Origin of the sequence: Streptomyces sp. NPDC001787, assembly GCF_040297465.1 — a bacterium.
Lineage (GTDB): Bacteria > Actinomycetota > Actinomycetes > Streptomycetales > Streptomycetaceae > Streptomyces.
In genome coordinates, this window is sequence record NZ_JBEOZE010000001.1 from 424,879 (window position 1) to 446,713 (window position 21,835).

General features: G+C 72.6%; 21 protein-coding genes. 15 read left to right on the top strand and 6 right to left on the bottom strand.

Going from position 1 to position 21,835, the window contains the following annotated elements; translation table 11 throughout:
• Positions 1 to 64 precede the first annotated feature (64 nt).
• Positions 65 to 1,096 carry a C40 family peptidase gene (locus ABT170_RS01785; protein WP_351863421.1) on the top strand — a complete coding sequence of 344 codons (1,032 nt, stop codon included), beginning with the start codon at positions 65 to 67 and terminating at the stop codon, positions 1,094 to 1,096.
• Between the two features lie 79 nt (positions 1,097 to 1,175).
• Positions 1,176 to 2,372 (top strand): hypothetical protein, encoded by a 1,197-nt coding sequence (locus tag ABT170_RS01790; protein WP_502970464.1) that lies wholly within the window; start codon positions 1,176 to 1,178, stop codon positions 2,370 to 2,372.
• Here the strand turns inward: ABT170_RS01790 and ABT170_RS01795 are convergent.
• Entirely contained in the window at positions 2,348 to 3,634 is a 1,287-nt protein-coding gene (locus ABT170_RS01795; RefSeq protein WP_329945641.1) for a glycosyltransferase 87 family protein, read from the bottom strand. The two genes, ABT170_RS01790 and ABT170_RS01795, sit on opposite strands and share 25 nt — an antisense overlap.
• Positions 3,635 to 3,760: 126 nt before the next feature.
• Between ABT170_RS01795 and ABT170_RS01800 the strand changes: the two genes are divergently transcribed.
• The gene (locus tag ABT170_RS01800; protein WP_329945642.1) at positions 3,761 to 4,903 is read left to right on the top strand and encodes a glycosyltransferase family 4 protein; all 1,143 of its coding nucleotides are present in this window, start codon (positions 3,761 to 3,763) and stop codon (positions 4,901 to 4,903) included.
• 142 nt (positions 4,904 to 5,045) lie between these two features.
• Here ABT170_RS01800 and ABT170_RS01805 read toward each other — a convergent pair whose 3' ends face one another.
• Positions 5,046 to 6,842 carry an AMP-dependent synthetase/ligase gene (locus ABT170_RS01805; protein ID WP_351863426.1) on the bottom strand — a complete coding sequence of 599 codons (1,797 nt, stop codon included), beginning with the start codon at positions 6,840 to 6,842 and terminating at the stop codon, positions 5,046 to 5,048.
• Positions 6,843 to 7,284: 442 nt separating this feature from the next.
• Here ABT170_RS01805 and ABT170_RS01810 point away from each other — a divergent pair, with 442 nt between their 5' ends.
• The 6 genes from ABT170_RS01810 (at position 7,285) to ABT170_RS01835 (ending at position 12,320) form a co-directional block, all read left to right on the top strand.
• Entirely contained in the window at positions 7,285 to 8,103 is an 819-nt protein-coding gene (locus ABT170_RS01810) for a metallophosphoesterase family protein (RefSeq protein WP_329945644.1), read from the top strand.
• An 85-nt stretch (positions 8,104 to 8,188) separates the two neighbouring features.
• Positions 8,189 to 8,638 carry an SRPBCC family protein gene (locus tag ABT170_RS01815; protein ID WP_329945645.1) on the top strand — a complete coding sequence of 150 codons (450 nt, stop codon included), beginning with the start codon at positions 8,189 to 8,191 and terminating at the stop codon, positions 8,636 to 8,638.
• A 4-nt stretch (positions 8,639 to 8,642) separates the two neighbouring features.
• Positions 8,643 to 9,842 (top strand): ArsA family ATPase, encoded by a 1,200-nt coding sequence (locus ABT170_RS01820; protein ID WP_351863428.1) that lies wholly within the window; start codon positions 8,643 to 8,645, stop codon positions 9,840 to 9,842.
• Between the two features lie 83 nt (positions 9,843 to 9,925).
• Positions 9,926 to 10,405, top strand: coding sequence for a DUF5304 domain-containing protein (locus ABT170_RS01825; RefSeq protein WP_329945647.1), 480 nt, complete (start codon positions 9,926 to 9,928; stop codon positions 10,403 to 10,405).
• A gap of 101 nt (positions 10,406 to 10,506) precedes the next feature.
• Complete coding sequence (locus tag ABT170_RS01830; RefSeq protein WP_329945648.1) at positions 10,507 to 11,448, top strand: ROK family glucokinase; 942 nt, start codon at positions 10,507 to 10,509, stop codon at positions 11,446 to 11,448.
• 104 nt (positions 11,449 to 11,552) lie between these two features.
• A complete protein-coding gene (locus ABT170_RS01835; protein ID WP_351863431.1) occupies positions 11,553 to 12,320 on the top strand; it encodes an endonuclease/exonuclease/phosphatase family protein in 768 nt (255 codons plus the stop codon).
• Positions 12,321 to 12,361: 41 nt separating this feature from the next.
• Here the strand turns inward: ABT170_RS01835 and ABT170_RS01840 are convergent, their stop codons facing one another.
• A complete protein-coding gene (locus ABT170_RS01840; RefSeq protein ID WP_351863433.1) occupies positions 12,362 to 13,051 on the bottom strand; it encodes a hypothetical protein in 690 nt (229 codons plus the stop codon).
• Positions 13,044 to 13,823, bottom strand: coding sequence for an alpha/beta hydrolase (locus ABT170_RS01845; protein WP_266929949.1), 780 nt, complete (start codon positions 13,821 to 13,823; stop codon positions 13,044 to 13,046). The genes ABT170_RS01840 and ABT170_RS01845 overlap by 8 nt, the downstream gene beginning before the upstream one ends.
• Positions 13,824 to 14,029: 206 nt before the next feature.
• Between ABT170_RS01845 and ABT170_RS01850 the strand changes: the two genes are divergently transcribed.
• The 4 genes from ABT170_RS01850 (at position 14,030) to ABT170_RS01865 (ending at position 17,833) form a co-directional block, all read left to right on the top strand.
• Positions 14,030 to 14,800, top strand: a complete 771-nt coding sequence (locus tag ABT170_RS01850; RefSeq protein ID WP_502970457.1) for a lysophospholipid acyltransferase family protein — start codon at positions 14,030 to 14,032, stop codon at positions 14,798 to 14,800.
• A gap of 33 nt (positions 14,801 to 14,833) precedes the next feature.
• Positions 14,834 to 16,072, top strand: coding sequence for a MacS family sensor histidine kinase (gene macS, locus ABT170_RS01855; protein ID WP_351863435.1), 1,239 nt, complete (start codon positions 14,834 to 14,836; stop codon positions 16,070 to 16,072).
• The gene (locus ABT170_RS01860; protein WP_329945653.1) at positions 16,069 to 16,761 is read left to right on the top strand and encodes a response regulator; all 693 of its coding nucleotides are present in this window, start codon (positions 16,069 to 16,071) and stop codon (positions 16,759 to 16,761) included. Before macS ends, ABT170_RS01860 begins: the two co-directional genes overlap by 4 nt.
• Positions 16,762 to 16,828: 67 nt before the next feature.
• Positions 16,829 to 17,833 (top strand): 2-hydroxyacid dehydrogenase, encoded by a 1,005-nt coding sequence (locus ABT170_RS01865; protein WP_329945654.1) that lies wholly within the window; start codon positions 16,829 to 16,831, stop codon positions 17,831 to 17,833.
• A gap of 45 nt (positions 17,834 to 17,878) precedes the next feature.
• Here ABT170_RS01865 and ABT170_RS01870 read toward each other — a convergent pair whose 3' ends face one another.
• Positions 17,879 to 19,765, bottom strand: coding sequence for an anthranilate synthase family protein (locus tag ABT170_RS01870; RefSeq protein WP_329945655.1), 1,887 nt, complete (start codon positions 19,763 to 19,765; stop codon positions 17,879 to 17,881).
• A gap of 96 nt (positions 19,766 to 19,861) precedes the next feature.
• Positions 19,862 to 19,930, bottom strand: coding sequence for a trp operon leader peptide (locus ABT170_RS01875; RefSeq protein ID WP_351863589.1), 69 nt, complete (start codon positions 19,928 to 19,930; stop codon positions 19,862 to 19,864).
• Between the two features lie 103 nt (positions 19,931 to 20,033).
• On the opposite strand from ABT170_RS01875, the gene ABT170_RS01880 reads away from it, so the two are divergent.
• Together ABT170_RS01880 and ABT170_RS01885 are read left to right on the top strand one after the other, a co-directional pair.
• A complete protein-coding gene (locus tag ABT170_RS01880; RefSeq protein ID WP_329945759.1) occupies positions 20,034 to 21,380 on the top strand; it encodes a class II 3-deoxy-7-phosphoheptulonate synthase in 1,347 nt (448 codons plus the stop codon).
• A gap of 163 nt (positions 21,381 to 21,543) precedes the next feature.
• Positions 21,544 to 21,810, top strand: a complete 267-nt coding sequence (locus ABT170_RS01885; protein WP_329945656.1) for a (2Fe-2S)-binding protein — start codon at positions 21,544 to 21,546, stop codon at positions 21,808 to 21,810.
• Positions 21,811 to 21,835 lie beyond the last annotated feature (25 nt).

Sequence of the window (21,835 nt, forward strand, 5' to 3'; positions counted from 1 at the left end):
TCCGCCCGCCCCGGGCGGCAGGGGCTGCGCACCTCTGCGTCAGCGGAAGGAAGTGCGGCTTCCTGTGGTGTCCCATCGCCGTTCCACCCAGTCCGGCCTCGGCCGGAGCGTCCGGGCCACTGTCCTCACGGCCGCCGCGGCCACCGCGGCGGCGACGCTCACGGGGGCCCCGGCGAGCGCCGACCCGCAGGACAGCCCCGAGGCGGCCAGGGCCGAGGTGGACCGGCTGTACGGGGAGGCGGAGAGGGCCACCGAGAAGTTCAACGAGGCCGGGGAGCGGGTCGAGCGGCTGCGCGGGGAGGTGGACCGCGCCCAGGACCGGGCGGCGCGCGGCCAGGAGGGCATCAACCGGATGCGTATGGCGCTCGGTTCGCTCGCCGGCGCGCAGTACCGCTCCGGCGCCATCGACCCCTCGCTCGCCCTGCTGCTCTCCTCGGACCCCGACACCTATCTCGACCGGGCCGCCACCCTGGAACGGGTGAACAGCCGTCAGTCACTGGTCCTGGACAGGCTCCGCCGGGCCCAGCGCAAGGTCGCGCAGACCCGCGCGGAGGCCGCCGGATCGCTGGCCGAACTGGAAGCCGGCCGGAACGCCGTCATCCGCCACAAGCGCACCGTCGAGGCCAAGCTCGCCCGCGCCCGCCGGCTGCTGGAGGAGCTGCCCGCAGGGGAGCGCGCCTCCTTCGACCGGGCCTCGCGCTCCGGCCGCGGCGGGGCGGCCGTGGACCTCACCGGTGTCCTCCCCGGCTCACCCAGGGGGATGGCCGCCGTGGCGGCGGCCACGCGGGCGCTCGGCCGTCCCTATGTGTGGGGCGCCGAGGGGCCCTCGGGATTCGACTGTTCGGGGCTGATGCGCTGGGCGTACGCCCAGGCCGGGGTCGGCCTGCCGCGCACCTCGCAGGCCCAGCGGTACGCGGGCCGGATGGTGCCGCTCTCCCAGGCACGGCCGGGAGATCTGGTCGCCTACCGCGCGGACGCCAGCCATATCGGGATGTACGTGGGAAACGGCCAGGTCATCCACGCCCCCTACCCCGGGGCCAGGGTGCGCTTCGACCCCGTCGGCATGATGCCCGTCTCCTCGGTCACCCGTATCTGACCGTACGATCGGCAGGGTGGCTGTTCTCAGGGGTGACGCGCGGCGGGGCAGACCCCGCGGACGGCGTACGGCGGGTGCCGTGCTCGCCGGGCTGCTGCTGACGTCCGCCTGCGCCGGCCCCGACGCCCCCGCCACCGGCCCCACGGCCCGGGAGATCGGTGCGGTCCTGGACGACCGGGCCGCCGCCGTCCTGGCCCACGACCCCACCGCCTTCCTGTCCGTGCTCGACCCCCGGGCCACGAAGCTGCGGGCCGCCCAGCGCACCGAACTGGCCAACCTCGCCGACGTACCCCTGAAGTCCTGGACGTACGAACTCAAGGGCGTCAGCGGGCACGGCGAGCGCGGGGCCACCGCCGATGTCGAGCTGCGCTACCGGATCGCCGGATACGACAGCGCCCCGATGGCCACCCGCCGCACCCTGGAGCTGACCCGCGCCGGGGCGGGGGAGCGCTGGTACATCGCCGCCGACCGGCCCGGCAAGGACGCCGCGGACCAGCTCTGGCAGCAGGGCGACGTCCGGGTCGTGCGCGGCGCGCACAGCCTCGTCCTGGGCGTCGGCAGGGACGAGGGGGAGCTGCGCCGGATCGCGGACACCGCCGACCTCGCCGTTCCGGCCGTCTCCGGCGCCTGGCCCCGGTCCTGGGCGCGCCGGGTGGTGGTGCTCGTACCGGACTCCGTCGAGGACATGGCGAAGCTGCTGGGCTCACCGGAGGCGAGCTACCGGGGCATAGCCGCCGTCACCACCGGCGAGGTCGGCGGCACCGGCTGGCGCCCCGCCCTGGCCGACCGGGTGATCGTCAACCCGCAGGCGTACGCGATGCTCGGCACCTTCGGCCGACGGGTCGTCCTGACCCACGAGACCACCCATGTGGCGACCCGGCCCGGGACGTCCGCGGCCACCCCGATGTGGCTCTCCGAGGGCTTCGCCGACTGGACGGCCTACCGCGCGGAGGACCGCCCGGCGGAGCAGATCGCGCCCGAACTGGCCGAGGCCGTACGGCGCGGCGAGCGGCCCGCCGAACTGCCCGCGGACAAGGACTTCGCCTTCGCCGGGGACGCCGGGAAGCTCGCCGGGGCCTACGAGGGCGGCTGGCTGGCCTGCGCGCTGATCGCCGACCGGTGGGGCGAGGAGAAGCTGATCGCCTTCTACGAGGCCGTGGGGCGCCACCCCGGCCGGGACGGGTCGGTGGAGCACGCGCTGCGCACCGTCCTGGACACGACGCCCCAGGACTTCACGGAGTCCTGGCGGGACTACCTGAGCGCCCGGCTGGGCTGAGCGACCGCCCCGGACAGCGTCTCCGCGGCGCCCCGGCCCGCCCGCCCCGGGGGCCGCCCGCGCCCCGGCACCGTCTCCCGCCACAGCCGCCGCCCGGCGATGACCGAGGCCGCCACCAGCAGACCGTTGCGGACCACCAGCAGACCCACCCCCGTCGCGTCACTGGCCACCACATGCCCGAACCCGAGCGGGAACTCCAGCAGGGTCACGCCGGTCGCCAGCAGCACCAGACAGGCGGGCAGCGCCGTCCGGCCGCCCCGGAACACCAGACAGACCGCCGCGAGCCCGACCAGCCACACCAGGTACTGCGGGCTGATCACCCGACTGGTCGTGGTGAACAGCAGCACCGCCGTGAACGCCGCGTCCGCCGGGGTGCGCACCGAGAACTCACGGGCCCGCAGCCGCCACACCAGCAGCCAGCCGAACGCGGACAGGCTCAGCCCCAGCGCCAGCGCCGAGACCAGCGGTACGTGGGGTCCCAGGAACTCCAGCGAGCCGTAGTGCAGCTCCACCCGTCCCTCCCAGCCGAAGTGCCGGGCCCCGTGGAAGAACAGCGCCCCCAGCGACTCGATCTCGGTGCCCCGCTCCCGCTGGAACTCCACGAACGCGAAGGCGCCCGGCATGGCCAGGGCGCACCCCGCGGCCACCACCGCGCCCGTCACCGCCGCGGAGACCCACGCCCCGCGCGTCGCCCGCCCGCGCCGGGTACCCACCAGCAGCAGCACCGGCCACACCTTCAGCAGCGCCCCGAACCCGGCCAGCGCCCCCAGCACCCGGGGGCGGCGCAGCCCGGCCAGCAGCGCCGCCACGGCGAGCGCCGTCACCATCAGGTCGTACCGGGCGTACGCGGTCGGGCCCAGCAGCGGCACCCCCGCCACCCACACCCACGCGCCCGCGTCCTGTATCCCCGGGCGCCGCCCGGCGTACAGCAGCAGCCCCAGGACCAGCGCGTCGCACAGCAGCACCAGCACGAAGAACGCCGCCGCGTACTCCAGGAACGGCAGCAGCGCCGGTGACAGCATGGCCAGCGCCGCGGCGGGCGGGTACTGCCAGGTGATGTCGTCCAGCGGGTACGTGCCCGTCCGCAGGACGTCGTACCAGCCCCGGTAGATCACCGAGACATCCACCGTGACGTCCGGGCCCGGCACCGTGAACACCTTGAACACACACAGCAGCAGCGCCGCCCTGGTCAGTGCCCACACCACGAGCGGCGGCAGCCGCGCGCCCCAGGCTCCCGTCGCCGCACCCTTCACCGGCCCCATCCGCTGCCCTGCCCGTCCCGCTCGTCGCCGTCCCGCCCGTGCCCGTCCCGTGCCCCGGGGAGTCATGATGCCGGGCGGGACCGTGCGTGAGCCATGAAGCGCGGCCGTTGGGTACTGTCGGCGGCGATGGACAAGACCTTGATCGTGACGAACGATTTCCCGCCCCGCCCCGGCGGTATCCAGGCGTTCCTGCACAACATGGCGCTGCGCCTGGACCCCGGACAACTCGTCGTCTACGCCTCGACCTGGAAGCGGGGTGCCGAGGGTGTCGCGGCCACCGCCGCCTTCGACGCGGAGCAGCCGTTCACCGTCGTGCGCGACCGTACGACCATGCTGCTGCCGACCCCGCGGGTCACCCGGCAGGCCGTAGGACTGCTGCGCGCACACGGCTGCACCTCCGTCTGGTTCGGCGCCGCCGCCCCGCTCGGTCTGATGGCGCCGGCCCTGCGCAGGGCCGGCGCCCGCCGCATCGTGGCCACCACCCACGGGCACGAGGCGGGCTGGGCCCAGCTGCCCGCGTCCCGGCAACTGCTGCGCCGGATCGGCGAGGGTACGGACACCATCACGTACCTCGGTGAGTACACCCGCTCCCGGATCGCCGCCGCGCTCACCCCCGAGGCGGCCGCCCGGATGGTCCAGCTGCCGCCCGGGGTCGACGAGAAGACCTTCCACCCGGCGTCCGGCGGGGACCGGGTCAGGGCCCGCCTCGGACTCACCGACCGGCCCGTCGTCGTCTGTGTGTCGCGGCTGGTGCCGCGCAAGGGCCAGGACACGCTGATCCTCGCCATGCCCGCGATCCTGGCTCAGGTGCCGGACGCCGTGCTCCTGATCGTCGGCGGCGGCCCGTACGCCAAGGACCTGAAGCGGCTGGCCGCCGAGACGGGCGTGCTGGACTCGGTGCGCTTCACCGGCCCGGTGCCGTGGGCGGAGCTGCCCGCCCACTACGGCGCGGGGGACGTCTTCGCCATGCCGTGCCGCACCCGGCGCGGCGGCCTCGACGTCGAGGGCCTGGGCATCGTCTACCTGGAGGCCTCCGCGACCGGACTGCCGGTGGTGGCGGGCGACTCGGGCGGTGCCCCCGACGCGGTGCTCGACGGGGAGACCGGGTGGGTGGTGCGGGGCGGGAGCGCCGAGGAGTCGGCCGACCGGATCGTCACGCTGCTCGGCGATCCGGAGCTGCGGCGGAGCATGGGGGAGCGGGGCCGGGCCTGGGTCGAGGAGAAGTGGCGCTGGGACCTGCTCGCCGAGGAGCTGAGGACACTGCTCTGAGCCGCGCACGGGCATCCGGACGTCCGGGCCGGCCGAGGGGCAGCCGAGGCATCCGGGCAGCCGGCCGGGCCGCTCCCGCCACCCGGCCGGACACGAGGAAGGGGCCCGCACACACCGTGCGGGCCCCTTCCTCGTACGTGTGTCAGGCGCGGTAGATCGACTCGACCTCGTCCGCGAAGTCCTTCGCCACCACATTGCGCTTCAGCTTCAGCGACGGCGTGATGTGGCCCGCCTCCTCGGTGAACTGCGTGGGCAGGATGCGGAACTTGCGTACGGACTCCGCCTTGGACACCGCGGCGTTGCCGTCGTCCACCGCCCGCTGCACCGCGGCCAGCAGATCGGCGTCCTCGCGCAGCGACACCGCCGTGGAGCCGGCCGGCTTGCCGTGCTCCTCGGCCCAGCGGACCAGGAACTCCTCGTCGACGGTGATCAGCGCGCCGATGAACGGCCGCCCGTCGCCGACCACCATGCACTCGGCGACCAGGGCGTGCGCGCGGATCCGGTCCTCGATGACGGCGGGGGCGACGTTCTTGCCGCCCGCCGTGACGATGATCTCCTTCTTGCGGCCGGTGATCGCGAGATAGCCGTCCTCGTCGAGCGTGCCGATGTCACCCGTGTGGAACCAGCCGTCGGCCAGCGCCTCGGCCGTCGCCGCCTCGTTGTTCCAGTAGCCGGTGAACAGGTGCTCACCGTGCAGCAGGACCTCGCCGTCGTCGGCGATCCGGACGACCGAACCGGGCAGCGGCTGGCCGACCGTACCGATCTTCTGCCGGTCCCACGGATTGAACGCGGTCGCCGCACAGGTCTCGGTGAGGCCGTAGCCCTCCAGCACCGTGAAGCCGATGCCCCGGTAGAAGTGCCCGAGCCGCTCGCCCAGCGGGGCGCCGCCGGAGATCGCGAACTCGCCGCGCCCCCCGAGCACCGCGCGGAGCTTGCCGAAGACCAGCTTGTCGAAGAGCCTGTGCTTGAGCCGCAGGCCGAGCGAGGGACCCTGCGGGGTGCCCAGCGCACGGCTGTAGGCGATCGCGGTGTCGGCCGCCCGGTCGAAGATCCTGCCCTTGCCGTCGGCCTGCGCCTTGGCGCGCGCCGAGTTGTAGACCTTCTCGAAGACCCGCGGCACACCGAGGATCAGCGTCGGCCGGAACGTGGCCAGTTCATCGGTGAGGTTCTTGATGTCCGGCACACAGCCGAGCCTGATCGGGGCCATCACGGCGGCCACCTCGACCAGCCGTCCGAAGACATGCGCGGCGGGCAGGAAGAGCAGCACCGAGCACTCGCCGGTACGGAAGAGGGGCTTCAGCCGCTCCACCACGTTGCCGCACTCCGCGAAGAAGCTGCGGTGCGTCAGCACACAGCCCTTGGGGCGGCCCGTGGTGCCGGAGGTGTAGACGATGGTGGCCGGGTCGTCCGCCCTGGCGCTCACCATGCGCAGGTCCAGGGTCTCGTCCGAGACCTCGGCGCCGGCCGCGGTCAGCTCGTCGACCGCGCCGCTGTCGATCTGCCACACGTGCGACAGCCCGGGCAGCCGGTCCCGTACGGAGGCGACCGCCTCGGCGTGCCCGTCGCTCTCCACGAGCACCGCGACCGCGCCGGAGTCACCGAGGATCCACTGGATCTGCTCGGCGGAGCTGGTCTCGTAGACCGGCACGGTGACCGCTCCCGCACTCCAGATCGCGAAGTCCAGCAGGACCCACTCGAAGCGCGTACGGGACATCAGGGCGACCCGGTCGCCGGGCTGCACGCCCGAGGCGATCAGCCCTTTGGCGGCGGCTCGCACCTCGGCCAGGAACCGGGTGGCGGTGACGTCCGTCCAGACACCGGCCACCTTGCGGCTCATCACCGCGACATCAGGATGCTGAGCGGCATTGCGGCGGATGAGATCCGTCAGGTTGCCGTCCGTCGGGACCTCGTAAAGGGCCGGAAGGCTGAACTCGCGCAAGACTGCTGCTCCTCATCGGGCTCCGGTGCCACGGCTCTGTGTGACGCACCGGCTGCGGTCCAAGATTGGCAGGTGCTCCGTGGGGTGAGCACGACTGGACTGCCCGGACGTTACCCACCGGTACATGGTTCCCGATAGGGGGTTCCGGCCAGATGTCTTATGCATCACACACATGGGTGGTCCTCTCGCGCACAGTAGTCCACCCCTGTCACGACTCGGAAGTAACCGCAGGTCCGGCCGCCCCTGCACACGGCCCCGGGGGACGCGGGGCCCTCCGGCACTTCCCGCCTGACCTGCGACGCCCGGCACGCACACGCGCGGCGCCGTCACGGGGCGCCTCGGGCGTCCCCTGCGAGGCGCGCCTCCGCCTCGCGCCGCACCCGCGTCCGAAGCCGCGAACCGATCCACCGGGGACCACGGGACAGCCCTTAGGGTGAACGCCATGCGAGGCAGCGAACAGGACGGTCGGCACGGTCGGGACGCGGCCGCGCGCCGCACCACACGTGTCCACGTGGTGAGCGATGTGCACGGCAACACCGAGGCGCTGGCCCGCGCCGGGGACGGGGCGGACGCCCTCCTCTGCCTGGGGGACCTGGTGCTCTTCCTCGACTACGCCGACCATTCGCGCGGCATCTTCCCCGACATCTTCGGCGAGCGGAACGCGGACCGCATCGTCGCGCTGCGCACCGAACGCCGCTTCGAGGAGGCGCGTGAGTTCGGCCGCTCGCTCTGGGCGGGGAAGGACCGCGACGCCGCGATCCTCGGTGCGGTGCGCAAGCAGTACGCCGAGCTGTTCGCCGCCTTCCCCACCCCGACCTACGCCACCTACGGCAACGTCGACGTCCCCGCCCTGTGGCCCGAGTACGCGCGCGCCGGGACCACCGTCCTGGACGGTGAGCGCGTCGAGATCGGCGGCCGGGTCTTCGGCTTCGTCGGCGGCGGGCTGAAGACCCCGATGAACACCCCGTACGAGATCGGCGACGAGGAGTACGCGGCCAAGGTCGAGGCGCTCGGTCCGGTCGACGTGCTCTGCTCGCACATCCCGCCCGAGGTGCCGGAGCTGACGTACGACACCGTCGCCCGCCGTTTCGAACGCGGCAGCCGGGCCCTCCTCGCCGCCATCCGCCGGACCCGCCCCCGGTACGCACTGTTCGGCCATGTCCACCAGCCGCTGGTCCGCCGGATGCGGATAGGGACGACCGAGTGCGTCAACGTCGGGCACTTCGCCTCGACCGGGGTGCCCTGGGCCCTCACCTGGTGAACGGGGCGGGGGCGGGCACGCGATAGCCTGCAACCGGCAGGCTCCTGCCGAACGCGACCGGTACACCGCACGGAGGGCCACGGCGATGGCTGAACACACCAGCTCGAGCATCACGATCGAGGCGGCACCGGCCGACGTCATGGGCGTGATCGCCGACTTCGCCCGCTACCCGGAGTGGACCGGCGAGGTGAAGGAGGCCGAGGTCCTGGCCACCGACGACCGCGGCCGGGCCGAGCAGGTCCGCCTCGTCCTGGACGCCGGAGCGATCAAGGACGACCATGTCCTCGCCTACACCTGGACCGGCGAGAACGAGGTCAGCTGGAGCCTGGTGAAGTCCCAGATGCTGCGCGCCCTGGACGGCACGTACGCCCTGGTGCCCATCGGCGGCGGCGACCGCACCGAGGTCACCTACCGGCTCGCCGTCGACGTCAAGATCCCGCTCCTCGGCATGATCAAGCGCAAGGCGGAGAAGGTCATCATCGACCGCGCCCTGGCCGGTCTGAAGAAGCGCGTCGAGTCCGTCCCGCAGGCCTGACCCGGTGCGTACGGTCCTGGTCACCGGTCCCGGCGGCGCAGGCCGTACCACCGTCGCGGCGGCGACCGCGCTGGCCGCCGCCCGCAGCGGCCGCCGCACCCTCCTGATCTCCGCCGACACCGTCCCCGGCTTCCCCGACGGCCCGGAACCCGCCGAGGTCACCGGCCACCTGTACAGCGCCCGCATCGACTCCGGTGCCCACTTCCGCGGCGAACTCCTCGAACTCCAGGACCGGGCCGCGGGCGTCCTCGAACTCCTCGGCGCCAACCGGCTGGAGGGCGAGGAACTCACCGAGCTGCCCGGCAGCGCCCCGCTCGCGCTCCTGCACACCCTGCGCCGCGCGGCCGAGGGCGACTGGGCCTCGCCCGAAACCGGCTACGACGTCCTCGTCGTCGACCTGCCACCGCTGCGCGAAGCCCTCGCCCTGCTCGCCCTGCCCGAACAGCTGCGCCGCTATCTGCGCCGCCTGCTGCCCCGGGAACGGCAGGCCGCCCGCGCGCTGCGCCCGATGCTCGCCCAGCTCGCCGGGGTCCCGATGCCCGCGCAGTGGCTGTACGAGGCGGCTGCCCGCAAGGACGCCGAGCTGGCCGCCGTCCAGGCGCTGATCGAGGACCGCGCGACCACCGTCCGCCTGGTCGCCGAACCGGGACCCGCCGCCGAGGACGCCCTGCGCACCGCCCGCACCGGCCTCGCCCTGCACGGGCTGCGCGTCGACACCCTGGTGGCCGGCCGGATGCTTCCCCGGCACTCGTCCGACCCCTGGTTCGCCGCGCTCGCGGCCCAGCAGGAGAAGTGCCTGGACCACTGGCGCACGGAGTGGGCCCCCGGCACCACGCTGTGCGAGGTGCCCCACCTCGGGCGTGACCCCCAGGGTCTCGACGACCTCGACGCCCTCACCCCCGCCGTGCCGGACGAGCGGGCACCGGGGCGGGCCGACGACCCCTGGTGGATCGAGGAGGCCCCCGCCGAGGACGGCCGCGAGCGGGCGCTCGTCTGGTGCCTGCCGCTGCCCGGAGCCGCCAAGTCCGACCTCCGGCTCGTCCGCCGCGGCGACGAACTACTGCTCACCGTGGGCCCGTTCCACCGGATCGTGCGGCTCGAATCCGGGCTGCGGCGCTGCACCGTATCGGGCGCGGCACTCCACGAAGGTGTGCTGCGCGTCCGGTTCACCCCGGACCCGGCGCTCTGGCCGCGCACAGCCTGAACGGCACACCACCGTTCGGGTAACGTCGGTAGTACGTGTTCCGTACGGCCCGTCGCCGGCAACCCGCGTCGCAGGAGTCAGCCATGAGTGAAGCCACCGATCGTCCCGTCGACGGCGACGCGTGGGCCGAGGCCTGCGCCGAGGACCTCGCGGCGGAGAAGGCCCGCCGCCGCGCCCAGTACGGCCCGCAGCCCGGCTCCGCCGCCGAGGAACTGCGCAAGCTGGTCGACGCCGTGGCCGACAAGGTCGCCTCGTTCCAGTCGCCGCTGCTCGGCGTGGCCGCGCAGGGAGCCGTGCAGCAGGTCATCCGGCAGGCGAGGACGGCCGTCGAACCCGTCATCGAACGCAACCCGGACCTCTTCGACCATCTCGCGGCGGCGGGCAACGAGCTCCTGGCCGCCTACCGTTCGGCCGTCGAGGGCCAGGAGGGCCGCTGGACCCGGACGACGGAGGGCGCCGGCGGGAGCGGCGCTCCCTCCGGTACGCGCAAGCAGGCGGCCGAGGACCCCTCCGACCCGAGGGACGAGGGCCCCGCCGGCAGCGAGCACATCGACCTGGACTGACCCGCCCGGAACGGGTCCGGCGGGACGGACGGACGGACCGGACGATGCCCCGCCTCGGGTACGGTTGGCCCTAGCGGGGCTCGACCGGAACTGAGGGATTCATGGGACTCACCATCGGCGTCGATATCGGCGGCACGAAGATCGCGGCTGGAGTGGTCGACGAAGAGGGCCGGATCCTCTCGACGTTCAAGGTACCGACCCCTCCGACGGCCGAAGGCATCGTCGACGCCATCTGCTCGGCCGTGGCCGGCGCGAGCGAGGGACACGACATCGAGGCCGTCGGCATCGGCGCCGCCGGATACGTCGACGACAAGCGCGCCACCGTACTCTTCGCGCCGAACATCAACTGGCGCCACGAGCCGCTCAAGGACAAGGTCGAGCAGCGCGTCGGCCTGCCGGTCGTCGTCGAGAACGACGCCAACGCGGCGGCCTGGGGCGAATACCGCTTCGGTGCCGGCCAGGGCCACGACGACGTCATCTGCATCACGCTCGGCACCGGCCTCGGCGGCGGCATCATCATCGGCAACAAGCTTCGGCGTGGCCGCTTCGGCGTGGCCGCCGAGTTCGGCCACATCCGGGTCGTCCCGGACGGTCTGCTCTGCGGCTGCGGCAGCCAGGGCTGCTGGGAGCAGTACGCCTCCGGCCGCGCGCTCGTCCGGTACGCCAAGCAGCGCGCCAACGCCACCCCGGAGAACGCCGCCGCCCTGCTCGCGCTCGGCGACGGCACCGTGGAGGGCATCGAGGGCAAGCACATCAGCCAGGCCGCCCGGCAGGGCGACCCGGTGGCCGTGGACTCCTTCCGTGAGCTGGCCCGCTGGGCCGGCGCCGGGCTGGCCGACCTCGCCTCGCTCTTCGATCCGTCCGCGTTCATTGTCGGCGGCGGCGTCTCGGACGAGGGCGAACTCGTCCTCGACCCGATCCGCAAGTCGTTCCGGCGCTGGCTGATCGGCGGCCAGTGGCGCCCGCACGCACAGGTGCTCGCCGCCCAACTGGGTGGCAAGGCCGGTCTGGTGGGCGCGGCCGACCTGGCCCGCCAGGGCTGACGGCGCGGGCCGGCGCGGGCGGTAGCCGGCGGCGGCCCAGGACCGAGCGGACGCCCGTCGCGCCCTTCGGGGCAGCGGCGGGCGTCCGTCGTATCGTGGCCCGCATGGTCATGACGCCGTTGCCCGACTCCCGCACCGAGCCGGACGGTTCGGCCGTCGTCCGGGTGCTCACCTACAACGTCCGCTCGATGCGCGACGACACCGCGGCGCTGGCCCGGGTCATCCGCGCCTGCGCCCCCGACCTGGTCCTCGTCCAGGAGGCCCCGCGCTTCTTCCGCTGGCGCAAGGCCGCCGCGCGGCTCGCCAAGCGCAGCGGTCTCGTGGTCCTCGGCGGCGGCGCCACCGCGGCCGGGCCGATGCTGCTGTGCTCGCTGCGGGCCACGGTCGAGCGCACCGAGGACATCCTGCTGCCCCGCACCCCCGGGCTGCACCGCAGGGGCTTCGCCACGGCGGTGGTACGGATCGCCGGCACCCGGATCGGCGTACTGAGCTGCCATCTGAGCCTCCAGCGCGAGGAGCGCCTGGCCCAGAGCGAACTGCTGCTGCGGCAGCTGGAGGCGATGGACGTGCCGCACGCCGTGGCGGCGGGCGACCTCAACGACGTACCGACCGGGAAGGCGTTCCGGCACGTGGCCGGGCGGCTCCAGGACTGCTGGGCCGTGGCGCCGTGGGGCGGCGAGCTCACCTTCACCCCCGGGGACCCGCGACGCCGTATCGACGCGGTCTTCGCGACGCACGGCATCGAGGTCCTCGGCTGCGGTGTCCCGGCGGGGCTGCCCGGCATCGACGAGGCCGACCTGCGGGCGGCCACGGACCACCTGCCCGTGCTGGCGGTGCTCCGGGTGCCCGCGTCCGGCCCGGAGCCCGCCTGACCCGGGCCGGTACGACCCCGGGGCTGTCCGGCCCCGGGGGCTCAGACCACCGCGCCGCGCCCCGGATCGTCGTAGCCGTCGGAATCCTCGTCGTCATGGGGCATCCGGGCCACCAGCGTCGCGAAGCCGCCCAGGAACCCGCCGATGCAGATCGTGGAGAGCCACCACGTCATCTCCCACTGGAGCAGCACCGCGAGCAGCATCAGGACCGGGCCGCCGACGACCGCGAGCCACGCGAACTTCGCGGTGACATCGGCCTCCGGAAGCTCCGGCGGCTCGGGGGGCACGAAGTGGCCCTCCTCGCTGTCGTCCGGATCGTCGGTGTCGCCGCTCCCCGGCTCCGCCACCTCGTAGTCACGCGGACCGCCGACACCGGGGGCGAAGACCACCGAGCTGCCGAGCGGCTTCTTCTCCGGCGGCTTCGGGGGCGCCTGCTTGGTCCCCTTGTCGGCGGAGTCGCCCGGAGCCGCGTCCGGACCCAGGACGTTCAGCTGGCCGTCCTCCAGCAGGGCGAGATCCTCGATCGACTTGAACGGCTTGGCGCCCGGCGGGTCCGGCGGCTCCTCGCCGTACCCGGCGACGATCGCCTGCCAGGCGGCGTCCTCGTCGACCGGCCTGCCGCCCGGTGCCCCCTCGGCGCTCCCGGTCCCCCCGGGAACGGCCGTGCCCTCCACGGGGCGTGGTTCGCGCTCCTCGTCGCTGCCTGTGCGCTCCGCGTCGTGCTCAGCCACCGGATGTGCTCCCCTTCTTCCCGACGCTGGGTGCGAGGCGGCCGATGAACCGGTAGCTCTCATCGAAGATCCGCTCCGCATCGTGGTCCAACGTCGCCACGTGGTAGCTCTGTTCCAGCAGGATCTCCTCGACATCCGTCGAGGACACCCGGCTGAGGATCCGGGCCGAGTCGGCGGGCGGCACGACATGGTCCTGCGGGCTGTGCAGCAGCACGATCGGCTGGGTCACCTGGGGCAGCTCGGCGTCGACCAGCCGGAAGAACTTCCGCACCGAATGGGCCGCGTGCAGCGGCACCCGGCCGTAGCCGACCTCCTCGGCGCCCTCCAGCGCGATATCGCTGGCCAGCCCCTTGGTCGTACGCACCAGATGACGGGCGACCGGCAGGGCGTACGCGGAGAGGCCGTGCACCTTGTTCGCCGGGTTCACGAGCACCAGACCGCTGATCGCGTCCCCGTGCTTCGCCGCCAGCCGCAGGGTCAGCGCACCGCCCATGGACAGGCCGAAGACGAAGACCTGCTCGCACCGCTCACGAAGCGCCCGCAGCTCCCGGTCCACCTCGGCGTACCAGTCCTGCCAGCCGGTGACCGCCATGTCCTCCCAGCGGGTGCCGTGTCCGGGCAGCAGCGGCAGCGAGACGGTGAGCCCGCGCTCGGCCAGATAGTCGGCCCAGGGGCGCAGCGACTGCGGCGATCCGGTGAATCCATGACAGAGGAGGACGCCGACCTCTCCGCCCTCGTGGCGGAACGGCTCGGCTCCAGGGAGGACCGGCACCAAGGTCTCCTGTTCGTGAGGCTGGCGGGGCGTGCGAGGGGAGTGCGAGAAGGATGACTTCACCGTACGCGACCGGACTGACACCGACCAGGGCCGTCACCGCCCGTACCGCCCGCACCGGCCGGGAGCACCGCCCCGTGCCGGGCGGGAGAGCGGGTGAGGGCACAGGCTAAGGTCTGACCGACAGCACACAGGAGGCACCCGAGTTGATCTACGGCGCAATGAAGTTCTCCATCGGCGGCTCGTTGAAGCTCGCTTTCAGGCCGTGGGTGGAGGGCCTGGAGAACATCCCCGAGCACGGGCCGGCGATCCTCGCGAGCAACCATCTGTCCTTCTCCGACTCGTTCTTCCTGCCGGCCGTCCTGGACCGCAAGGTCACCTTCATCGCGAAGGCCGAGTACTTCACCGCGCCCGGCGTGAAGGGCAAGCTCACCGCCGCCTTCTTCAAGGGCGTCGGCCAGCTCCCGGTCGACCGCTCCGGCGCCCGGGGCGCCGGTGAGGCGGCCATCAGGGCGGGCATCCAGGTAATCGAGAGCGGCGGCCTCTTCGGGATCTACCCCGAGGGCACCCGCTCGCCCGACGGACGGCTCTACCGCGGCAAGCCCGGCGGTCTGGCCCGGGTGGCACTGGCCACGGGAGCGCCCGTCATCCCCGTCGCGATGATCGACACGGAGAAGATCCAGCCGCCCGGCCAGGTGATCCCCAAACTGATGCGGCCGGGCATCAGGATCGGCAAGCCGCTCGACTTCAGCCGCTACCAGGGCATGGACGGCGACCGGTTCATCCTGCGCTCGGTGACCGACGAGGTCATGTACGAGATCATGAAGCTCTCCGGCCAGGAGTACGTGGACATCTACGCCACCGCCGCCAAGCGCCGGATCGCCGACGAGGCCAAGCGGCGGGCCGAGGACGAGAAGCGCGCGCACAAGCAGGGTCACGGGGCGGACGAGGGCGGAACGGAACGGTCCGGCGACTAGCCGCGTCGTTGTCCGTCCGGGGGGTGTGAAGTGATGGCCAGGCGCGAGCGGGTCGTACGGATGTCGGTCGAGCAGCCGCTGTGGCGTGCGCTGACCGCGTACCGCGTACTGACGATGATCTACGCGGTGCTGCTCTCGGTGTTCGGCCGGGACAAGTACGAACGGCCCTGGGTGGCCGTCGCCTTCCTGGTGGTCATGGTGCTGTGGACGCTGTTCACCCTGCCCAAGGTCGCGGGCGCGGTGAGCTGCACCAAACGCTTCCTGGGCATGGACCTCGTCGTCGCCCTCTCCGGGATCCTGCTCACCCCGCTCGCCGACTTCGACGCCCAGCACGTCGACGGCCCTACGCTCCCGTCGATCTGGACGGCCGGTTCCGTGCTGGCCTTCGCGATCAAGGGCGGCTGGCGCTGGGCGGCCTTCGCCTCCACCTTCGTCGCCGTCGCCAACATCATCGAGCGCGGCCATCCCAGCCGGGACACCTTCCACAACGTCCTGCTGGTCTGGGTCGCCTCCATCGCCATCGGGTACGTCGTCGAGGTCGCCCGCGCCAGTGAACGCACCCTGGCCCGCGCCCTGGAGATCGAGGCCGCCACCCGCGAGCGGGAGCGCCTGGCCCGTGACATCCACGACAGCGTGCTCCAGGTCCTCGCCATGGTGCAGCGCCGGGGTTCGGCCATCGGCGGCGAGGCCGCCGAACTCGGCCGGATGGCGGGGGAGCAGGAGATCGCCCTGCGCACGCTCGTCTCCAGCGGTCTGGTGCCCACCTCCCGGCTCTCCGAGGACGCCGCCGAGGGCGCCGTCGTCCGTACGGTCGAGGTCGACGACGACAGGGAGGCCGAGCGGTCCGGCCGGGCCGAGGTGTGCGATCTGCGTGCCCTGCTCGCCCCGCACGCGGGTTCCCGGACCAGCTTCGTGGAGCCGGGCGCTCCGGTGCTGCTGCCGCCCGGGGCCGCGCGGGAGCTCGCCGCCGCTGTCAGTGCCGCGCTGGACAATGTGCGGGTGCACGCGGGTCAGGACGCGCACGCCTGGATCCTGGTCGAGGACGAGCCGGACGAGGTGATCGTCACGGTCCGGGACGACGGCCCCGGGATCCCGGAGGGGCGTCTGGCCCAGGCGGAGGGGGAGGGGCGGCTCGGGGTCGCCCTGTCCATCCGCGGCCGGCTGCGTGATCTCGGCGGCACGGCAGAGCTGATCTCCGTGCCGGGACAGGGCACCGAGGTCGAGTTGAAGGTTCCGAAGGTTTCCCGGGGGAAGGCAGAATCAGCCGGATGAGTACGCACAACGAGCGGGGTGCCGCGGAGCGGCCCATCAAGGTGATGGTGGTCGACGACCACCCGATGTGGCGCGACGCGGTGGCCCGCGACCTCGCGGAGTCCGGCTTCGAGGTCGTGGCGACCGCCGGGGACGGCCCGCAGGCCGTACGCCGCGCCAGGGCCGCGGATCCCGATGTCCTCGTCCTGGACCTGAACCTGCCCGGGATGCCGGGGGTCCAGGTCTGCAAGGAACTGGTCGGCTCCCACCCGGGGCTGCGCGTCCTGGTGCTCTCCGCGAGCGGTGAGCACGCCGATGTGCTGGAGGCGGTGAAGTCCGGCGCCACCGGCTATCTGCTGAAGTCCGCCTCCACCCAGGAGCTGACCGACGCCGTCCGCTCCACCGCCGCGGGCGACCCGGTCTTCACCCCCGGCCTCGCCGGGCTCGTCCTCGGCGAGTACCGCAGGCTGGCCTCCGACCCCGCCCCGGTCGCCTCCGACGAACCGAAGGCCCCGCGGCTCACCGAGCGCGAGACGGAGGTGCTGCGGCTGGTCGCCAAGGGACTCTCGTACAAACAGATCGCCGAACGGCTGGTCATCTCGCACCGCACCGTGCAGAACCACGTGCAGAACACCCTCGGCAAGCTCCAGCTGCACAACCGGGTGGAGCTCGTGCGGTACGCCATTGAGCGCGGGCTCGACGACGCCTGACCCGGCGGGCCGTATATTCGCGATATCCGGCCCATCACCCTGGTATGCGTACAGAGCGGGAGAATCAGTGGAAATCCTGGCGTTCGGCGTGCAGTCCGACGAGAAGCCCCTGATCGAGAAGGCGTTCGCCGGACAGCACGAGGTCCGCTGCCTGGACGTCTTCCTGAACCGGGACACCGCCCCCATCGCGGCGGGCTACGAGATCATCTCCACCAGCGTCAACGCCGACCTCGGCGGCAAGGTCCTCCAGACCCTCGCCGCGGGCGGTACCCAGATGATCGCCCAGCGCTCCACCGGCTTCAACAACATCGACCTGGACGTCGCCGAACGTCTCGCCCTGCGCGTCGCCCGGGTCTCCTCCTACTCCCCGTACTCCGTCGCCGAATTCGCCTGGACGCTCGCCATGGCGGTCAACCGGCGCATCATCCGCGCCGCGAGCCGCACCCGGGACTTCGACTTCCGCCTCGACGGGCTGCTCGGCCGGGACATGCGGGGCCGCACCGTCGGCGTGGTCGGCACCGGGAAGATCGGCGAGGCGTTCACCCGGATCGCCCACGGCTTCGGCATGAGGCTGCTGGGCTGGGACGTCGCCGAGAACCCGGCCTGCACCGAACTCGGCATGCGGTACGTGGAGAAGGAGCAGCTGTTCGCCGAGGCCGACCTGATCAGCCTGCACGTACCGCTGCTCCCCTCCACCCACCACCTCATCGGCAAGGCCGCCCTGGCCGCGATGAAGGACGACGCGATCCTCATCAACTCCAGCAGGGGCGGCCTGATCGACACCACCGCCCTGGTCGGTGAGCTGCGCGCGGGCCGCTTCCTGGGTGTCGGCCTGGACGTGTACGAGGCCGAGGCCGGGCTCTTCTTCCTGGACAAGTCCCTGGAGGGCGTCGACGACGACACCCTGGCCCGGCTGGTCACCTTCCCCAACGTCATCGTGACCTCGCACCAGGCGTACTACACCGAGGACGCGGTGGGCCAGATCATCGACGCCACCGTACGCAACGTCGCCGACTACCTGGCCCGCCGGAGCAGCGAGAACGTCCTCGTCCCGGCACCGCCGAAGAGCTGACGGACCCGGCGGCCGGACGGACCGTCAGCCGTCCGGCCGCCGTTCTCAGCTGAGGACCGGCAGCCCCGCCAGCAGCTCGGACACGATCGCGGCCCCGCGGATCGTGAGCACCGACTCCGGGTGGAACTGCACCGAGGCGAATCCCTCCCCGCGCAGCGCGTGCAGCTCGCCGGTGGCCTCGTCCCGGCTCACCTCGATGCCGTGCGCGGCCAGTTCGGCGGCGCTCGCCCCGTCGCAGCGCGCGGTGAAGCTGTTGTAGAAGCCGACCGTCTCCGGCCGGCCGAACAGCTCGATCCGGGTCTGCGCGCCCTGGTGGGGCACGGCCTTGCGCACGACGTCCATCCCCAGCTCGGCCGCGATCAGCTCATGGCCCAGGCAGACCCCCAGCAGCCCGTGCCGGTGATCGCGCACCAGCTCGGCGGCGAACCCGCGCAGCAGCCGCATCTTCGGGTCCGTGAGATCGCCCGGGTTGCCGGGACCGGGGCCCAGCACGACCGGCCCGCGGTGCGCCCGAAGGTCCTCCCGCAGCCCCGGCTCGTCGTACCGGCGCACCGACACCTCCAGCCCCGCGGAGCGCAGCAGATGGGCCAGCATCGCGGTGAAGGTGTCCTCGCCGTCCACCACCAGCGCACGGCCGGCCCGCTCCCGCGTGCGCTCCTGCATCCGCAGCCAGAAGGGCGCGAGCCCGCCGCGCCGGTCGTCCAGCGCCGCCTGCACCCGAGGATCGGACGCCAGCCGCGGCCGGGCCGCCTCCTCCCGGGGCCGCCCCGGCCGTACCCCCAGCGCCGTCAGGACCCCGGCCGCCTTCGCGTGCGTCTCGGCCACCTCGCTCTCCGGGTCCGAGTGGCGTACGAGCGTGGCGCCGACCGGTACCTTCAGCCGTCCGCCGGCCGAGATGTCCGCGGTCCTGATCAGGATCGGCGAGTCCAGGGTCTGCGTCCCGCCCGCGTCCCGGCGCAACAGGGCCAGCGCGCCCGCGTAGTAGCCCCGGCCGCCGGGCTCGTACCGCTCGATGACGCGGCAGGCGTTCTGCACGGGCGAGCCCGTGACCGTCGCCGCGAACATGGTCTCCCGCAGCACCTCCCGGACGTCCAGGGAGGACCTGCCCCGCAGTTCGTACTCGGTGTGCGCGAGGTGGGCCATCTCCTTCAGCCGGGGTCCGATCACCACCCCGCCCATGTCGCCGACGGTGCACATCATCTTCAGTTCCTCGTCGACCACCATGGAGAGCTCCTCGGTCTCCTTGCGGTCGCCGAGGAAGGCCAGCAGGCTCTCGGGGGTGGGGCCCTCGGCCGGGTAGCGGTACGTCCCGCTGATCGGGTTCATCACGACCGTCCCGCCGGACATCCGGACATGCACCTCGGGGCTGGCGCCGACCAGCGTCCGGTCCCCCGTGTGGACGACGAACGTCCAGTACGCCCCCCGCTCACCGGCCAGCAGCCGCCGGAACAGCGCCAGCGCGTCCGCCCGCCCGAATCCCGGGATCTCGCCCAGGAAGTTCCGCCGGATCACGAAGTTCGCGCCCTCGCCCTGCCCGATCTCGTCCTCGATGACCCGCCGGACGATCCCCGCGTACTCCTCGTCGGGGACGTCGAAGCCCCCGTTCTCGACCCGCACCTCATGGCCGGGCAGCCGGGCGAGGACCTCCTCCAGCGGCAGCTCGTACGTCTCGTCCGCGACCAGCACGGACAGCGGGGTCCCGTCGTCGCGGACGTCGAAACCGCGCTCGGCGATCTGCCGGAACGGCACCAGCGCGAGCGAGGGCGCCTCGCCCACCGGCAGGTCGGCCAGCCGGTCCGCCTCCCGCACCTCGCCGATCAGCAGCTCGACGATGTCGTGGTCATGGCCGGGAGTGCGGCGGCGCAGCAGTGCGAACGGCGGGCAGTCGTCCTGGAGCAGTCGGCGGACGAGGTCGGTGACACGGTCGGACATGGGTCGTTCCTTCCGGATGGAGGTGGAGGAACGGCCCCGGAACACAAAGAAGGCCGCCCTCGGGCGGCCTTCGCGAAGTCTGTTACGCGCGTCGAGTCAGCGGGCCGCCGGATGAGCGGTCCACCACCAGTTCTGGATGGAGATACGGGTCTGCTGCGCGAACATGCCCCGAACCCTAGCGGACGTCCGGGGCGCCGGAGAACGTGTCTCAATTATTGAGCGTTCGAATGGACGCACGCCGCGACCCCGTAATGTTGTCCGTGTGACCGTGAACGCCAATACCTCCGTCGCCGGTGGCCACACCTGGCGAGACCTTCCCGCGGCGCAGCAGCCCGAGTACCCCGACTCCGAGGCGCTGCGCGATGTACTCGCGGACCTCGCGTCATATCCGCCGCTCGTCTTCGCCGGCGAGTGCGACCAGCTGCGCGCCCGCCTGGGAGCCGTCGCCAAGGGCGAGGCGTTCCTGCTGCAGGGCGGCGACTGTGCCGAGGCCTTCGACGCCGTGTCCGCCGAGCACATCCGGGCCAAGCTGAAGACGCTGCTCCAGATGAGCGCCGTCCTGACCTACGCGGCCTCCGTGCCCGTGGTGAAGGTGGGCCGGATCGCGGGCCAGTACTCCAAGCCGCGCTCCAAGCCGACCGAGACCCGCGACGGGGTGACGCTGCCGACCTACCGGGGCGACTCCGTCAACGGCTTCGCCTTCACCGAGAAGGCCCGGATCCCGGACCCGGAACGGCTGAAGCAGATGTACCACGCATCCGCTTCCACGCTGAACCTGGTCCGTGCCTTCACCACCGGCGGTTACGCCGACCTGCGCCAGGTGCACGCCTGGAACCAGGACTTCGTGAAGTCCTCGCCCTCCGGCCAGCGCTACGAGGCACTGGCCCGCGAGATCGACAACGCGCTGAACTTCATGAAGGCGTGCGGTACGGATCCGGCCGAGTTCAAGGCGGTCGAGTTCTACTCCTCGCACGAGGGGCTGCTGCTGGACTACGAGTCGGCCCTCACCCGTACCGACTCGCGCACCGGCGAGCTGTACGACACCTCCGGCCACATGGTCTGGATCGGCGAGCGCACCCGCCAGATGGACGGCGCGCACATCGAGTTCGCCTCGAAGATCCGCAACCCCATCGGGGTCAAGCTCGGCCCGACGACCACCGTCGACGAGGCCCTCGGCTACATCGACCGGCTGGACCCCGACCGGGAGCCCGGCCGGCTGACCTTCATCGTCCGGATGGGCGCCGACAAGGTCCGCGACAAGCTCCCCCAGCTCGTCGAGAAGGTCACCGCCTCCGGCGCCACGGTGGTGTGGGTGACCGACCCGATGCACGGCAACACCTTCGAGGCCGCCTCCGGCCACAAGACGCGCCGTTTCGACGATGTGCTGGACGAGGTCAAGGGCTTCTTCGAGGTGCACAAGGGCCTGGGCACACACCCGGGCGGCATCCATGTCGAGCTGACCGGTGACGATGTCACCGAGTGCGTCGGCGGCGGCCACGAGATCTTCGTGGACGACCTGCACCAGCGGTACGAGACGGCCTGCGACCCGCGCCTGAACCGCAGCCAGTCCCTCGACCTGGCCTTCCTCGTCGCCGAGATGTACCGCGACCAGTAGGGATCCCGCGCGGTCCCACCGGTGGGGCACGGATCGATGTGATCCGTGCCCCACCGGGCGTTCCGGGACTTTTGCGCGCCTTGAGCGACGGGTAAGGTTAGGTTAGCCTCACCGAATAGATCGGGACGGCGCCAGCGACCGATCCCGCCGGGAGGTGAACCGCATGTACGTCTGCTCGTGTTTCGGCGTTACGGAACAGCAGGTCAAGCAGCATGCGGACGCCGGGGCCTGCACGCCCCGCCAGATAGCCTCCGCCTGCAAGGCGGGCACCGACTGCGGCGGCTGCGTCCGCAGGATCCAGGCTCTCCTCGGGCGTGGCGAATGCCCGCGCCGGGAACTGCTGGAACGGCGCCGGGAGCCGGCCGCCGGTCCGCTCGCCGCGCCGGTGGCCACGGCGCCGCCGGACGTCCGGCTCTCCGACGCAGCCTGATCCTCTCCCGCGGTGGCCGTTCCCG